This is a genomic window from Kribbella monticola, from assembly GCF_003261635.1.
In the GTDB taxonomy this organism is placed as follows: domain Bacteria; phylum Actinomycetota; class Actinomycetes; order Propionibacteriales; family Kribbellaceae; genus Kribbella; species Kribbella monticola.
In genome coordinates this window covers 23,757-38,454 of record NZ_QFXK01000033.1, presented here as the reverse complement: position 1 = coordinate 38,454, position 14,698 = coordinate 23,757, and the positions used below count along the sequence as shown (strand labels likewise).

The following is a 14,698-nucleotide window of genomic DNA, read 5'->3' as shown; positions in this document are numbered from 1 at the left end:
GTCGGCTCAGCGCATGCTCCAGCGGGTCTCATCTCAGCGCACACCCCATGAGTAGGTCTGTTTCACCAGTTTGAGGTACACGAACGTCTCGGTCACCTTGACGCCGTCGATCTGCCGGATCCGGTCGGACAGCACCCGGAGCAGGTGTTCGTCGCTCTCGCACAGCACCTCGGCGAGCAGGTCGAAGGAACCGGCCGTGATCACGACGTACTCGATCTCGTCCATCGCGGCGAGCTTGTCGGCGATCGGCTCCAGCGCGCCCTCGGCCTTGATCCCGATCATGGCTTGCCGGGCGAAGCCGAGCTCGAGCGGATCGGTGACCGCGACCACCTGCATCACGCCCGCATCGGTGAGCCGCTGGACGCGTTGCCGGACGGCCGCCTCGGACAGGCCGACCGCCTTCCCGATCGCGGCGTACGACTTGCGGCCGTCCACCTGGAGCTCGCGGATGATCGCCTTCGCGGTGTCGTCGAGCAGGCCCGGGGTCTTGTCAGGCGTGGGGTTGCGTCCGGTCACAGCGTCGATCCTGTCAGCGTCACGGGGCGTAAGCAACCCGCGATACCGGATTCCGTTGCGAACTGCGGCCTCCGCTACGGAATCCCTTGTCTTCGGGCAATCACTTTGACAGTATCGCCCGCGAAGCCGCTCAGTAGGAGGCCCGATGCGCAGCCAGCCCGTCAGACGCCGGACCGTTCTGCGCGGTCTGGGGTTGTCCGCGCTGGGCCTGACCGCGGGCGGGACGCTGGCCGGTTGCGGCATCCCCGCGGCCAAGCAGTCGGCGGACAGCTGCCTGAGTACCGACAAGTCGGCCGAACAGAAGACGCTGATCTTCTCGAACTGGCCCAGTTACATGGACGAGTCGGACGAGAAGGTGAACGGGCAGACCGTGCTGCCGACGCTGGTCGAGTTCGAGAAGCGCAGTGGCGTCAAGGTCACCTACACCCCGGACATCAACGACAACGCCGAGTTCTACGCGAAGATTCGCGACCAGTTGGGCGCCTGCCAGCCGTGCGGCCGGGACATCATCGTGCTGACCGACTGGATGGCGGCCCGGACCGTCGGCCTGGGCTGGATCCAGAAACTCGACCACAGCAAGATCCCGAACGTCGACAAGCATCTGCTCAAGCAACTCCGGGCGCCGGGCTGGGACCCGAACCGCGACTACAGCGTGCCCTGGCAGACCGGGCTGACCGGGATCGCCTACAACGCGAAGTTCACCAAGGAGGTCGGCAGCTTCGCCGACCTGCTCAGCCGGCCGGATCTGAAAGGCAAGGTCACCCTGCTGTCGGAGATGCCGGACACGATGTCGTTCATGCTGAAACTGACCGGCGCCGACCCGGCGAAGTTCAACGACGCCGCGTGGAGCAAGGCGCTGGAGAAGCTCCAGGACTACGTCGGCACCGGGCACATCCGGCGGTTCACCGGCAACGACTACGTGCAGGACCTCAACGCGGGCAACATCGTCGCCTGCGAGGCCTGGTCCGGCGACGTGCTGGCGCTCCAGGCGGACAACCCGAACATCAAGTTCGTCGTTCCCGAAGAGGGACTCGCGATCTGGTCGGACAACATGCTGGTGCCGAACAAAGCAAGCCACAAGGCGAACGCCGAGGCATTGATGAACTACTACTACGACCCGGAAGTCGCGGCCACCTTGGCCGCCTGGGTGAACTACATCTGCCCGGTCGAGGGTGCACAGCAGGCGATGGAGAAGGTCGACCCCGAGCTGGTCGACAGTCCGCTGATCTTCCCGGACTCCGCGACGCTGGAGAAGTCCACCGGGTTCATGGCCCTGGACACGGCGAAGGCGAAGCTCTACGAAACCGACTTCAACCTCGCGATCGGCGGCTGACCATGACTTCGGTGACATCCACGACTTCAGCGACCGCAACCGCAGCACCAACCACCGGCGACCTCGTGCTGTCCGGAGTGAGCAAGCAGTTCGGTGCGTACCACGCCGTCCGCGACCTCGACCTGACCGTGCCGGAGGGCGCGTTCTTCGCGCTGCTCGGTCCGTCCGGCTGCGGCAAGACCACCACCCTGCGGATGGTCGCCGGGCTGGAGGAGCCGACCACCGGCACGGTCAGCCTGGGCGAGCAGGACATCACCCGGCTCCGTCCGTACAAGCGGCCGGTCAACACGGTCTTCCAGAACTACGCGCTCTTCCCGCACCTCGACATCTTCGAGAACGTCGCCTTCGGGCTGCGCCGGCGCGGTGTCAAGGACGTCAAGAAGCAGGTCGGCGAGATGCTCGATCTGGTCGAACTAGGGGCCTTCGGCAAGCGAAAGCCGAACCAGCTGTCCGGTGGCCAGCAGCAACGGGTCGCGCTGGCGAGGGCACTGATCAACCGGCCGCAGGTGCTGCTGCTCGACGAGCCGCTCGGTGCCCTCGACCTCAAGCTCCGCCGGCAGATGCAGATCGAGCTGAAGCGGATCCAGACCGAGGTCGGCATCACCTTCGTGCACGTCACGCACGACCAGGAAGAGGCCATGACGATGGCCGACACGATCGCGGTGATGAACGCCGGCGTGATCGAGCAACGCGGTACCCCGACCGAGCTCTACGACCTGCCGGCCACCACGTTCGTGGCCAACTTCCTCGGCCAGTCCAACCTGGTCCGGGCGGCAATCGTCGGCAAGGCCGACGGGCAACTGGTGGTGGACGTCCACGGCAGCAAGGTGACCGTGCCGGTCCCGCGCTGCCGGGTCACCGAGGGCGAGATCTGGATGGGGATCCGGCCCGAGAAGGTCTTCCTGGCCCCGGCCGGAGCCGAGCAGAACGGCGGCAATGCGCTTCGCGGCGCCACGGTCACCGATGTCAGCTACGTCGGCGTGAGTACGCAGTACCTGGCTCGAATGCCGTGGGGGCAGGAGTTGACGGTCTTCGAGCAGAACACGGGTGCCCGCGACACGCTCACTGTCGGCGATCCCGTCGACCTGCACTGGCAGCCGGCCCATACGTTCGTGCTGGACGCCGCGCAGGACGCGCTGGCCGGTGTCGAAGACATCGCGGACGACGCCTGATGAGCGCGCTTGGCCACCTGAGTACCCCGGTCACCCCCGAACCGGTGGCGGCGCGCAAAGGCGGCCGCCGGCGTACGGCGTACCTGCTGCTGCTTCCCGGTGGGCTCTGGCTGATCCTGTTCTTCGTCGTGCCGCTGGTGTCGCTCGTCGCCGCCAGCCTGTACGACCCGAACGGCTCGATCGAGGCCGGCTTCCGGATGACCTGGAGCTTCCACAACTACGTGGACGCGATCGCTGATTACGCTGTGCCGCTCGGACGCTCGCTCTGGTACTCGTTGCTCACCACCGCTTTCTGTCTGCTGCTCGGCTTCCCGCTGGCGTATGCGATCGCCTTCAAGGCCGGCCGGTGGAAGAACTTGCTGCTGGCGTTGGTGATCGCGCCGTTCTTCACCAGCTTCCTGATCCGCACGCTGTCGTGGAAGCTCCTGCTCGGCGATAACGGCTTCGTGGTCGATGCGCTGAGAACCGTCCACATCCTCGGCTCCGACGGCCGGCTGCTGGCGACCACAGCGGCCGTGGTCACAGGCCTGACATACAACTTCCTGCCGTTCATGGTCCTGCCGCTCTACGCCAGCCTGGAGAAGATCGACCACCGGCTGATCGAGGCGGGCAGCGATCTGTACGCGAGCGCCTTCACCACCTTCCGCACTGTGACCTTCCCGCTGGCGATGCCCGGCGTCGTGGCAGGGACGCTGCTGACCTTCATCCCCGCGGCCGGTGACTACATCAACGCCCAACTGCTCGGCACGCCGAAGCAGCGAATGATCGGCAACGACATCCAGCGCCTGTTCGCGGCCGGGGCCTACCCGACCGCCGCCGCGCTCTCGGTGACGCTGATGGCCGCGATCACCGTGCTGGTGCTGTTCTACGTTCGCCGCGCCGGGACGGAGGAGCTGGTATGACGACCGTCGGCCGCTGGATCGGGCGGCACCTGATCCTCTTCATCGGGTTGCTCGTGCTGCTCTACCTGTTCGCGCCGATCTTCGTCGTGATCCTGATGTCGTTCAACGCGCCGAAGAGCAAGCTGTCGTACACCTTCGACGGTTTCACCCTGCACAACTGGGCGCATCCCTGCCAGCCGTTCGGTCTCTGCGACGCGGTGAGTGCGAGTCTGCGGATCGGGCTGGTCGCCACCGTGATCGCGACCGCGCTCGGCACGCTGATGGCGTTCGCGATGGTGCGGCACCGCTTCCGCGGCCGGGCCGCGACGAACCTGTTCATCTTCCTGCCGATGGCCTCACCCGAGATCGTGCTGGGCTCGTCGCTGCTGGCGCTGTTCGTCTCCGGCGGCCTGGGCGGCCGGCTCGGGTTCTGGACGATCCTGATCGCGCACGTGATGTTCTGCCTGTCGTTCGTGGTCGTCACCGTCAAGGCGCGGCTGTCCGGGATGGACACCCGGCTGGAACAGGCGGCGATGGATCTCTACGCGACCGAGTGGCAGACGTTCTGGCGGATCACCTTCCCGCTGGTCTTCCCCGGCATCCTCGCGGCCGCCCTGCTGAGCTTCTCGCTGTCGTTCGACGACTTCATCATCACCAACCTGAACGCCGGGCGCACCGTGACCTTCCCGATGTTCGTCTGGGGGTCCGCGCAGCGCGACATCCCGCCGCAGATCAACGTGGTCGGTACGGCGATGTTCCTACTCGCACTGATCCTCGTCCTCGGCGGCGAGCTGACGCGTCGTCGCCGGGCGTCCCGTGCTCGCTGACCGAGCCTTCGCTCAGCGGGCCGTCGCTGAACGGGCTCGCGCTGAATGGGCCCTCGCCGACGCCAAGCCGGCTGTGTTCTGGCTCGACGAGCCCGGTCCGGACCCGTGCGAACCGCTGCGTGGCGACGAGAAAGCCGACCTCGCCGTGGTCGGTGGCGGCTACACCGGGCTGTGGACAGCGCTCCGGGCGAAGGAGCGCTATCCCGAACTCGACGTCGTCGTACTGGAAGCCTCGACCTGTGGGAACGCGGCGAGCGGTCGCAACGGTGGCTTCTGCGATGCCAGTCTGACCCACGGGTACGGCAACGGTCTGGCGCGCTGGCCCGAGGAGCTGGAGCTGCTCGAGCGACTCGGGATGGCGAATCTGGAGGCAATCGGCGACACCATCACGCAGTACGGGATCGACTGCCACTGGGAGCGGACCGGTGAGCTGACCGTCGCCACCGCACCACATCAGCTCGACGAGCTGGCCGAGGAAGTCGCAGTACGGCAGGCCGCTGGTGAGAAGATCGAGTTGCTCGATCAAGCCGCGGTACGGGCCGAGGTCGACTCGCCGACGTACTTGGGTGCGTTGGCAGCACCATCCCGTACTGCGCTGGTCGAACCGGCTCACCTGGTCCGGGGACTACGACGGGCCTGCCTCGACCTCGGCGTACGGATCTACGAGAACACTCCGGTGACCGGGCTGCGCTCGGGGTTGTTGCTCACAGCAACGGGTGAGGTGCGAGCTGACCGGATTGCCCTTGCTTCCAACGCCTTTCCGTCCTTGCTGCGAAGACTTCGACCCTTCACCGTGCCTGTTTATGACCTCGTGCTGATGACGGAGCCCTTGTCTGCCGGGCAATTGGCGTCGGTCGGCTGGCAGCATCGCCAAGGCATCGGTGACGCGTCGAACCTGTTCCACTACTACCGCCTCACCCGCGACAACCGGATCCTCTGGGGAGGTTACGAACCGCTCTACTCGTTCGGCAGCAAGATCCACGAGTCGCTCGAACAGCGTGACCCGATCCACACCATGCTGGCCCAGCACTTCTTCGCCACCTTCCCGCAACTGGAAGGACTCCGCTTCACGCACCGCTGGGGTGGAGTGATCGACACCAGCACCCGCTTCTGCGCCTTCTTCGGTATGGCGTACTCCGGCCGCGTCGCCTATGCGCTCGGCTACACCGGACTCGGCGTCGCCGCGACCCGCTTCGGCGCGGACGTGATGCTCGACCTGCTGTACGACGAGGACTCCGAGCGCCGGCGACTCCGGATGGTCCGCGAACGACCGCTCCCGTTCCCACCCGAACCGCTACGGTACGCCGGGATCCGGCTGACCAAATGGTCGATGGCCCGCGCAGACGCTCACGCGGGCCACCGCAACCTCTGGCTGAGAACCCTCGACCACCTCGGCCTCGGCTTCGACTTCTGACCCGCCCACCTCCTCCGGCGAACCCACAACCTGAAGCGTTAACCCCTCAGGTGGTGGGTGGGCGCGGGGTATGCAACCGGCCAACCCACACTTTGGCGCGCCAACCCTCTCGAGTGACGGGCGAACCCGCCGTTTTGGGGGCTTGGCGTTTCCCATGGTGGGTTGGCGCGGGGTATGCGGGCGGATAACCCGCACTTTGGCGGGTCGGCCCCTCAGGCGGTGGGTTGGCCCCTCAGGTGGTGGGTTGGCCTCTCGAGTGGTGGGTTGGCGTCGGGGAGGTGGAGCGGTCAGAGGTGGGACTCCGCCTCGATCAGGACCGCGCGGAGGATCTGCTCGATCTCGTCGAAGTGCGACTGGTCGCAGATCAGCGGCGGGGAGAGCTGGATGACGGGGTCGCCACGGTCGTCGGCGCGGCAGTACAGCCCCGCGTCGTACAGCGCCTTGGAGAGGAAACCGCGCAGCAGCCGCTCGGACTCGTCGTTGTCGAACGTCTCCTTGGTGCCCTTGTCCTTGACCAGTTCGATCCCGTAGAAGTACCCGTCGCCCCGGACGTCGCCGACCAACGGAAGGTCGAGCAGCTTCTCCAGCGTCGCACGGAACGCACCCTCCGTGTCCCGTACGTGCTGGTTGATGCCCTCGCGCTCGAAGATGTCGAGATTCGCGAGTGCGACGGCCGCGGCGACGGGGTGACCCCCGAAGGTGTAGCCGTGAGCGAACGAGGTCGTGCCCTGCAGGAACGGCTCCATCAGCCGGTCCGTGGCGATCATCGCGCCCAGCGGTGCGTAGCCGGAGGTGAGTCCCTTCGCGCAGGTGATCATGTCGGGCTGGTAGCCGTAGCGTTCGGCGCCGAACATGTGGCCGAGCCGGCCGAAGGCGCAGATCACCTCGTCGGAGACGAGCAGTACGTCGTAGGTGTCGCAGATCTCGCGGACCCGCTCGAAGTACCCGGGCGGCGGCGGGAAGCAGCCGCCCGCGTTCTGGACGGGTTCGAGGAAGACGGCGGCCACGGTGTCGGCGCCCTCGTTCTCGATCGCGACCGCGATCTGGTCGGCGGCCCAGCGGCCGAACGCTTCCAGGTCGTCGCCGTGCTGAGGCGCGCGGTAGAAGTTCGTGTTCGGGACGCGGAAGGTCGACGGGACCAGCGGCTCGAACGGCGCCTTGAGTTCGGGCAGGCCGGTGATGGACAGCGCGCCGTGCGTGGTTCCGTGGTACGCGATCGCGCGGCTGATCACCTTGTGCTTGGTGGGTTTGCCGGTCAGCTTGAAGTACTGCTTGGCCAGCTTCCACGCGGTCTCGACGGCTTCGCCGCCACCGCTGGTGAAGAAGACCCGGTTCAGGTCGCCCGGTGCGTAACCGGCCACCCGCTCGGCCAGCTCGATCGCCTTGGGGTGCGCGTATGACCACAGCGGCATGAAGGCAAGCTCCGAAGCCTGCTTGGCCGCGGCCTCGGCAAGCTCGGTGCGGCCGTGCCCGAGTTGGCTGACGAACAGGCCGGCCAGACCGTCGAGGTACCGCTTGCCGCCGGCGTCCCAGATGTAGGCGCCGTCACCCCGGACGATGACCGGGATCTCGGCGGTCTGGTAGCTCCCCATCCGGGAGAAATGCATCCAGAGGTGGTTGCGGGCGGACTCCTGCAGACGGGCTAGGTCGGCGGCGTCGGAGGTCATGTCGGTTCCTCTTCTCGGGCTGGCCGTAGGCCGCCATCTTCTCCCGGGCAATGCTTCTTGACAAGTGATTTCGCACTCAGAAGGCCCTTTGCCTGCCTATGTCGACGGTAGAAACGCGGCAGACCTACCGATTCCGTCGTGACGGACGCTAGGCTCGGCCTTTGTCGAGGCACCCGAGAGCAGAGACAAGGACCGTCATGGCTGACCAGCAGACCTTCGCGAACCTCGTGGACGGCAGGACCGTCGGCGCCCGGAGCGGCGCGAGCTACGACGTGGTGAACCCGGCGACCGGTGAGGTCTACGCGCAGGCCCCGCTGTCCGGACCCGAGGACATCGACGACGCGATGACCGCCGCCGCCCGTGCCTTCGAGTCGTGGCGGGACACCACTCCCGCCGAGCGGCAGCGGATGATGCTGAGGATCGCCGACGCGCTGGAGTCGCGGTCCGAGGAGTTCACCAAGGTGGAGAGCGACAACACCGGCAAGCCGTTGGCTCTCACGGCTGCCGAGGAGTTGCCGCCGTGTGTGGACCAGTTGCGGTTCTTCGCCGGCGCCGCCCGGTTGCTGGAGGGTCGGTCGGCGGGTGAGTACCTGGCCGGCCACACATCGTTCGTACGGCGTGAGCCGGTCGGCGTGGTCGGTCAGGTGACGCCTTGGAACTACCCGTTGATGATGGCGATCTGGAAGATCGCGCCGGCCCTTGCCGCGGGCAACACCGTGGTGCTGAAGCCGAGCGACACCACGCCGGCGTCGACGGTGCTGCTGGCGGAGTTGTGCAACGAGTTCCTGCCGCCCGGCGTACTGAACGTCGTGTGTGGAGACCGAGACACCGGTCGGGCGTTGGTGGACCACGACATCCCGCAACTGGTCGCGATCACGGGATCGGTGCGGGCCGGGATGGAGGTCGCTTCCGCCGCAGCCCGGAAGTTGAAGCGGACGCATCTCGAACTCGGTGGCAAGGCGCCGGTGGTGGTTTTCGACGACGCCGACCTGGAGGCCGCGGCCGAGGCGATCGCCGGTGCGGGATACTTCAACGCCGGCCAGGACTGCACCGCCGCGACCCGGGTGCTCGCCGGTCCGCGGATCCACGACGACTTCGTCGCCGCGCTGACCGAGCAGGCCAAGGCCACCACGACCGGACAGCCCGACGACGATGTCGCCTATGGGGCCTTGAACAACGCCGATCAGCTCAGCCGGGTGAGCGGTTTCATCGATCGCCTCCCCGACCACGCTGAACTGCAGACCGGCGGTTCAGTGGTCGGTGACCGTGGCTACTTCTACTCCCCGACCGTCGTGTCCGGCCTGCAGCAGGCCGACGAGGCCATCCAGGACGAGATCTTCGGCCCGGTGATCACCGTGCAGCGCTTCTCCGACGAGGACGAGGCGCTCCGCTGGGCCAACGGCGTCGAGTACGGTCTCGCCTCTTCGGTCTTCACCCGCGACCACGGCCGCGCGATGCGGATGGCCCGCCGCCTCGACTTCGGCTGCGTCTGGATCAACACCCATATCCCGATCGTCGCCGAGATGCCCCACGGCGGCTTCAAACACTCCGGCCACGGCAAAGACCTGTCGATGTACGGCCTCGAGGACTACACCCGCATCAAACACGTCATGTCCAACATCGAGGTCTGAGTCACTCGCGGCCCGTCCGCTTCCAGGCAAGGTGGTGGCAGCTGAGATCGAAGCCGTTGCGCAGATAGCTGCGGTGCGCATCGTGTCGCTGGAAGCCGGTGTTGAGGTGGACCTCGGTGCAATCGAGCCGGACCGCCTCGGCCTGCACGAACCGCAGCAGCGACGACCCCAGGCCCTGCCCCCGCGCCGCAGGCAGGGCGATGAGGTCGTCGAGGTTCAGGATCCGGCCGTACGTCATCGTGTGGAGCAGCCTGTAGCCCGCGACGGCCACCACCGACTCACCCGCCTCGATGAACGCGAGCTGGTAGCCCTCGGCCGACTGTTGCCGCCAGCGCTGGAGGAACTCCTCGGGACTGCTCAGGTGCGGGCGCAGTTCCTGCATGGCCGGCCAGCAGCGCGCGGCGTCGGCCTCGGTCTCGGCCCTCCGCACGACAGGTTCGTCATCCATGGTCACGAAGATCAGATCACCTCGAGGTAGTCCTTGTCCGGGAGTTGGGGGAAGGGGGCGTGGGGTTCGGTTTGGTACCAGTACGTCGTGGAGGCGAGGTCGTCCTGGAGTTGGAGGAGGCGGCCGTCGCGGCGCCAGCCGAGGGCCTGGACGGTGACTCGGAGGTCCTGGGTGAAGCGGATGGTGTCGGTGATGTGCCAGCGGTAGAGGCCGAAGCGTTGCTGGTTCCTCGTCAGACCGTCCGGCTGGATCACCTGCGGCATGCCCAGGTACGGCGTGGTGAAGGTCGTGTAGGTGTCTTGGTGGATGAAGCCCCAAGCGCCGCCGAAGTAGTCCTCGGTGCCGGTGCCGCAGATCGTCGGATACTCCTCGTCCCCGTCGAGATAGAACTTCACCTCGCCCTCTCCCCACCAGCCGGTGTTGTTGCAGCCCCAGGCGAGGTACGTCCCGACGTACTGGCCCTGTCCCCGGACCCCGTCGAGCAATGTGTGCACCTCGCCGTACGGGACCGGGTTGCTGCGCCGGAACTGCGCGTGGAAGTACGCCAGGTCGTCCGGCACGGAGGTCTTGACGTAGTCGATCTGGTAGAAGAGCTCGCTGATGTCCTCGTCGAGCAGGTTTTCCACCGTGATCCGGGCGCAGGCGCGGAACGGCATCTGCCAGTAGCTGTTGAAGCCGCCGGACGGGTTGACGGCGATCGGCACCGAACTGACCTGGCTGTGCTCGCCCCAGCCACTGCAGAAGAAGTCTCCGATCGGTACTTCGATCGACGGCGTCTCCTCGTCGTCCCAGTACGCGCGCAGGATCACCGACCGCCAGTGGATCTTGTTGAGTGTCATCCAGATGTGCGTGATCGCGCCCGAGCCCTCGATGTCCGCCAGCGTCGTCGTCGATCCGGCCGGCAACGGCAGACAGGGCGACATCTTCCACCCCGGTCCGAGATCACGCGCCTGCCTGGAGAACACCCCCTCGGTGGCCCTGGCGCCGCCGCCCTTCGAGCCGTCGCGGTTCTCCGCGCTGATCGACCAGGTCGTCGCATCCGACAGCCGCGCGAGGTTGCCCAGCTGGACGTCGAGTCCGTTGAAGTCACCCATACCCAGCGACCCTATGACGGCCGGTACGCCGGTTGGCGGTCCTCGGCGACCGGCGCGGACCAGCCACGACTGACCACCTGAAGTGGTCTACTCGGTTTGCTTTACCCACCGCATCCGACCAGCCACAGTTGGCCCATCGAAGCAGACCGCAGAAGGCCGAGGTTCGACGTACCGATGACCGCTCACCTGCCCGTCGCTCTGATCGGTCCGGCCGGTGCGTTCGCGGCCGCGCTCGACCAGACCGGGGTCCCGTTCGACCGGTACGACGAACTCGCGGCCGCCGACCTCACGCAGTACGGCGTGCTGATCGTCCCCGCCAGGAGCTACCCCGAGCCGGCCGGTCTCGACACCACGACGATCGCGGCGTTCACCGAGCGCGGCGGCCGGGCCTACGTCGAGTTCGCCACCGACGAGTCCGGATTCCTGCCGGTCGCCGACGAGATCCGGATCGCCCACACCGAGCGCATCTTCAGCCCCGGCACCCTCCGCGGCCTGGAACCGATGAGCGTCCTCGACGAACACTCCTCCCGCGCGCAGGTGGTCAGCGTGCAACCGGGCGCAACAGAATTCCTCACCTACGGCAACGTCGCCGGCACTCATCTCGCAGTCTTCGGCCCACCCGAGCAGACATTCCCGGCGCTGCTGAGCATCCCGAAGCAGCAGGGCACGTTGCTCTATGCAACGACTCCGCTGAGCCACTGGACCGAAGGCAACTACAAGCCCGTACGCCGATGGCGCCGGTTGCTCCAGGCAATCGTTGCGGAGCTCACCGGCGCCGAGCTTCCCGAAGAGCTCGAAGTCTTCACCGAGCCGCGGGTCTGGGTCGCGTCGGGAGAGCCGCTCAAGCTCGTGGTCCGCTCGACCACCAAGCCCGAGGCCGATCTGGAACTGGTCGAGACCGCGCCGGGCCGGTTCGAGTCCGAGCAGCAATACCTTGCCGATGGCACCCATTCGTTCACCGTCGGCGGCGAGCAGACCACCGTCCAAATCGGCCCGCGAGACCTGCGCTACCGACGGATGGTCGACCGTGGCATCGCGTGGTTCGACCGGGCCGGGATGTTCTACGACCAGCCCGACGGCTCGAAGGGCGTCGCGGAGGGCTTCTCCAACGAGGTCGGTCTGGACGGCAAGCTGCCGTTCCGTCCGGTACCGCGTGGTGACTGTTTCACCCAGGTCGCGCACGCGTTCCGGATGTACGCCGACCTGGCCGGCTTCCCGCGCGGCCGGACGATCGCCGACAACCTGATGCGCCTGGTCATCGAGGAGGAGCAGCTCACCGATCGCAACGCGCTCTTCGGTAGCTTCGAGCCGCGAGGCGCGCGCACCGATCTCACCGGCACCAACAACTTGTTTGCCGATGACAACGGATGGATCTCGCTGTTCGCACTGATCTCCGGTGACACCGAGGCCGGCCTGCGAGGCGTGGAGTCGCTGATCCGCACGGCAAGTGCCGAGCTCGGCCTGCAGGTCGACCCGTGGCGAACCCCGTCGACGCTCCTGGTCAAAGGCTGGGATGAAATCTCGCGATCGCCGATCCCGGACGGCTTGGACCTCACCTCGCACTGGCAGAGCTCGGCCCAGTGCGCGTATCTCTACGCGTACGGCATCACCGGCGAGCAGCGCTACCTCGACATCGCCACCCGCGGCCTCGACCACATGGCAAGCCACTTCCCGCGAGCCCGGCTGGAGACCAGCCGCACTTGCGAGGCAGGGCGCTTCTTGCTGCCGCTCGCAGGGGCGTACTACTACACGAAGAAGCCGCTGTATCTCGACACGCTGCGTGCGCTCGCGGAGTACCTGAGGAGCCGCCAAGGTCCCGACGGCGGCTTCGCCGAGTGGGACGGCAAATGCCCGCCGAGCAACGAGGCGTACGGCGTCGACGAGGCCTCCATCTTCCAGTCGAACGGCGATCCGGTCACCGACCAGCTCTACGGGACGCCGTTCGCCGCCTGGGCGCTCCCGGTCGTGCACCGGATCACCGGCGAGGAGATCTTCGGCGAACTGGCCAATGGCGTATTGGACTATCTGTCCCGGATCCAGATCGACAACGGTGACGAGCAACTCGACGGGGCTTGGCAGCGCGCGTTCGACTTCGACGCCTGGGAGTACTTCGGCTCCAACGCGGACCTCGGCTGGGGCCCGTACTGCGTGGAGACGGGCTGGTCGGTCGCGCCCAGCCTGATCGGCGCGATGCTGCACCTCACCGGTGGGACGTTCTTCCCGCCACCCCCTGAACCCGGCGCCGGCCGGTCCGACCTGGCCGCGACGGTCCGGGCGGATTTCGACGCGATCGCAGCGGGCCGGCCGGCGTCGGCAACCTTCTCCCGGCGGGCGGACGGCCGGGTCGTTCGCGAGCAGGGCGGTGTACGGGCCGTGCTCGGCGACCTGATCGCCGCCGGCGAGCCGGTCTGGGCGCGCAACGAGCCGGCCCAGTCGATCGAGATCTACGTCCGCGGCGCCGACGGCCACCTGCATCACACCTACCTGGACGACCGGACTGGTCAGGGCCGTTGGCAACGAATCGGAGAGCTCGAACTCGCCGACGATCCGGTGGTCGCCTTCAATCCCGGTGCCGACGCCGTCGAGGTCTACGTGCTCGGCAAGGACCGGCACATCCACCACTGCTCGATGATCGACGTCCGCGGCGGCCACACCCCGTGGGAACAGGTCGGCACCCTGCATTTCCAGGGCTCACCGGCGGTGATGTACGACGAACAGCTCAGCACGGTACGCCTGGTCGCCAACGACAGCGCGGGCCAGGACCGGCGGACCCGGAAGGTGAACCGCTGGCACCTGCCCTGGCAGGACTACTCGCACTGGATCACCGCATGATCCGGCTGGCGGTCGACGGAGGACAGTCGGCGCTCAGGCTTCGAGTGGTCGGCGACGGCCGGACCGGCACAGGACCCGGTTATACGCATTCCAGCAGCGTGCAGGGAATGCTCGACGCCATCAGGGCAGCGGCGGACGACGCCGGCGTGACCGAATCGGTCGAGCTGGTCGCGCTCGGCCTGACCGGCTTTCCACCGGATCCGCGGATTGCGCACCTATTGGCCGAGGGAGTCGCGAAAACCCTTGCTGCCAAGGAGGTCCGGCTCACCCAGGACATGGTGACGGCGCACGCCGGCGCACTGCCCGAGGGGTACGGCGTGGTCGTTGCCGCAGGCACCGGTTTGGTCTGTCTCGCGGTCGACCGGGACGGTTCGTGGCACAAGATCGACGGCCACGGGTACCTGTTCGGCGATGCCGGGAGTGCCTTCGCGATCGGCCGGGCGGGGCTGGTCGCAGTACAGCGGGCCCGGGATGGGCGTGGCCCGGATACGTTGCTGGCCGAGACGTCGCTCGATCCGGTGAGCCTCTACCTGTCGCCCACGCTCGTCGACGACGTGGCCCGCTTCGCGCCCGACGTACTGCGGTGTGCGGCCGATGGCGACGCGGTGGCGCGCGACATCGTCGTACGGGCTGCTGGGGATGTCGCCGAGACGATTGCGACGGCGGTTCGGCTGACAGCAGGGAGCGGTCAGGTTCCAGTGGCTTGTATCGGCGGGCTGTTTCGCGGCAGCGGTGAGCAACTGTTCGGCCCGCTGCGGGAAGCCCTGCCGCCGCGGGCTGACCTGGTGGCTGCGGCCGGGAACTGTCTCGACGGCGCGGAACGGCTGGCGACCGGCCCACCAGGCCCGTACGCCGACCTGATCGTCACCTACCGCTCATGAAA

The 14,698-nt window shown here is 67.2% G+C and carries 12 protein-coding genes; 8 read left to right on the top strand and 4 right to left on the bottom strand.

What is annotated here, in order from left to right; translation table 11 throughout:
- Positions 1-33: 33 nt before the first annotated feature.
- Positions 34-516 (bottom strand): Lrp/AsnC family transcriptional regulator, encoded by a 483-nt coding sequence (locus DIZ26_RS22825; protein WP_112244808.1) that lies wholly within the window; start codon positions 514-516, stop codon positions 34-36.
- A gap of 145 nt (positions 517-661) precedes the next feature.
- Here DIZ26_RS22825 and DIZ26_RS22820 point away from each other — a divergent pair, with 145 nt between their 5' ends.
- From DIZ26_RS22820 to DIZ26_RS22800, 5 genes are read left to right on the top strand one after another with little or no spacing between them, the layout of a single operon-like run.
- Positions 662-1,849: a polyamine ABC transporter substrate-binding protein gene (locus DIZ26_RS22820; protein WP_112244806.1), complete on the top strand. Its 1,188-nt coding sequence runs from the start codon at positions 662-664 to the stop codon at positions 1,847-1,849.
- 11 nt (positions 1,850-1,860) lie between these two features.
- Complete coding sequence (locus tag DIZ26_RS22815) at positions 1,861-3,021, top strand: ABC transporter ATP-binding protein (RefSeq protein ID WP_232828524.1); 1,161 nt, start codon at positions 1,861-1,863, stop codon at positions 3,019-3,021.
- On the top strand, positions 3,021-3,923 hold the full coding sequence (locus tag DIZ26_RS22810; protein WP_112244802.1) for an ABC transporter permease: 903 nt from the start codon (positions 3,021-3,023) through the stop codon (positions 3,921-3,923). The genes DIZ26_RS22815 and DIZ26_RS22810 overlap by 1 nt, the downstream gene beginning before the upstream one ends.
- Positions 3,920-4,729 carry an ABC transporter permease gene (locus tag DIZ26_RS22805; RefSeq protein ID WP_112244800.1) on the top strand — a complete coding sequence of 270 codons (810 nt, stop codon included), beginning with the start codon at positions 3,920-3,922 and terminating at the stop codon, positions 4,727-4,729. The genes DIZ26_RS22810 and DIZ26_RS22805 overlap by 4 nt, the downstream gene beginning before the upstream one ends.
- A complete protein-coding gene (locus DIZ26_RS22800) occupies positions 4,719-6,143 on the top strand; it encodes an NAD(P)/FAD-dependent oxidoreductase (RefSeq protein ID WP_112244797.1) in 1,425 nt (474 codons plus the stop codon). The genes DIZ26_RS22805 and DIZ26_RS22800 overlap by 11 nt, the downstream gene beginning before the upstream one ends.
- 287 nt (positions 6,144-6,430) lie before the next feature.
- On the opposite strand, the gene DIZ26_RS22795 is transcribed toward DIZ26_RS22800, so the two are convergent.
- Positions 6,431-7,810 carry an aspartate aminotransferase family protein gene (locus DIZ26_RS22795; protein WP_112244796.1) on the bottom strand — a complete coding sequence of 460 codons (1,380 nt, stop codon included), beginning with the start codon at positions 7,808-7,810 and terminating at the stop codon, positions 6,431-6,433.
- Positions 7,811-8,007: 197 nt separating this feature from the next.
- On the opposite strand from DIZ26_RS22795, the gene DIZ26_RS22790 reads away from it, so the two are divergent.
- Entirely contained in the window at positions 8,008-9,441 is a 1,434-nt protein-coding gene (locus DIZ26_RS22790; protein WP_112244794.1) for a gamma-aminobutyraldehyde dehydrogenase, read from the top strand.
- 1 nt (position 9,442) lies between these two features.
- Here DIZ26_RS22790 and DIZ26_RS22785 read toward each other — a convergent pair whose 3' ends face one another.
- Together DIZ26_RS22785 and DIZ26_RS22780 are read right to left on the bottom strand one after the other, a co-directional pair.
- A complete protein-coding gene (locus DIZ26_RS22785) occupies positions 9,443-9,889 on the bottom strand; it encodes a GNAT family N-acetyltransferase (RefSeq protein WP_198676236.1) in 447 nt (148 codons plus the stop codon).
- Positions 9,890-9,900: 11 nt separating this feature from the next.
- Positions 9,901-10,983 (bottom strand): glycoside hydrolase family 172 protein, encoded by a 1,083-nt coding sequence (locus DIZ26_RS22780; RefSeq protein ID WP_112244792.1) that lies wholly within the window; start codon positions 10,981-10,983, stop codon positions 9,901-9,903.
- Positions 10,984-11,157: 174 nt separating this feature from the next.
- Between DIZ26_RS22780 and DIZ26_RS22775 the strand changes: the two genes are divergently transcribed.
- Positions 11,158-13,815: a hypothetical protein gene (locus DIZ26_RS22775; RefSeq protein ID WP_112244790.1), complete on the top strand. Its 2,658-nt coding sequence runs from the start codon at positions 11,158-11,160 to the stop codon at positions 13,813-13,815.
- Positions 13,812-14,696 (top strand): N-acetylglucosamine kinase, encoded by an 885-nt coding sequence (locus DIZ26_RS22770; protein ID WP_112244788.1) that lies wholly within the window; start codon positions 13,812-13,814, stop codon positions 14,694-14,696. Before DIZ26_RS22775 ends, DIZ26_RS22770 begins: the two co-directional genes overlap by 4 nt.
- The last annotated feature ends 2 nt before the right edge of the window (positions 14,697-14,698 follow it).

Coding starts and splice junctions, on each gene's coding strand:
- DIZ26_RS22820 (WP_112244806.1), top strand. CDS start 662: ATGCGCAGCCAGCCCGTCAGACGCCGGACCGTTCTGCGCGGTCTGGGG.
- DIZ26_RS22810 (WP_112244802.1), top strand. CDS start 3,021: ATGAGCGCGCTTGGCCACCTGAGTACCCCGGTCACCCCCGAACCGGTG.
- DIZ26_RS22805 (WP_112244800.1), top strand. CDS start 3,920: ATGACGACCGTCGGCCGCTGGATCGGGCGGCACCTGATCCTCTTCATC.
- DIZ26_RS22795 (WP_112244796.1), bottom strand. CDS start 7,810: ATGACCTCCGACGCCGCCGACCTAGCCCGTCTGCAGGAGTCCGCCCGC.
- DIZ26_RS22790 (WP_112244794.1), top strand. CDS start 8,008: ATGGCTGACCAGCAGACCTTCGCGAACCTCGTGGACGGCAGGACCGTC.
- DIZ26_RS22785 (WP_198676236.1), bottom strand. CDS start 9,889: ATGGATGACGAACCTGTCGTGCGGAGGGCCGAGACCGAGGCCGACGCC.
- DIZ26_RS22780 (WP_112244792.1), bottom strand. CDS start 10,983: ATGGGTGACTTCAACGGACTCGACGTCCAGCTGGGCAACCTCGCGCGG.
- DIZ26_RS22775 (WP_112244790.1), top strand. CDS start 11,158: ATGACCGCTCACCTGCCCGTCGCTCTGATCGGTCCGGCCGGTGCGTTC.
- DIZ26_RS22770 (WP_112244788.1), top strand. CDS start 13,812: ATGATCCGGCTGGCGGTCGACGGAGGACAGTCGGCGCTCAGGCTTCGA.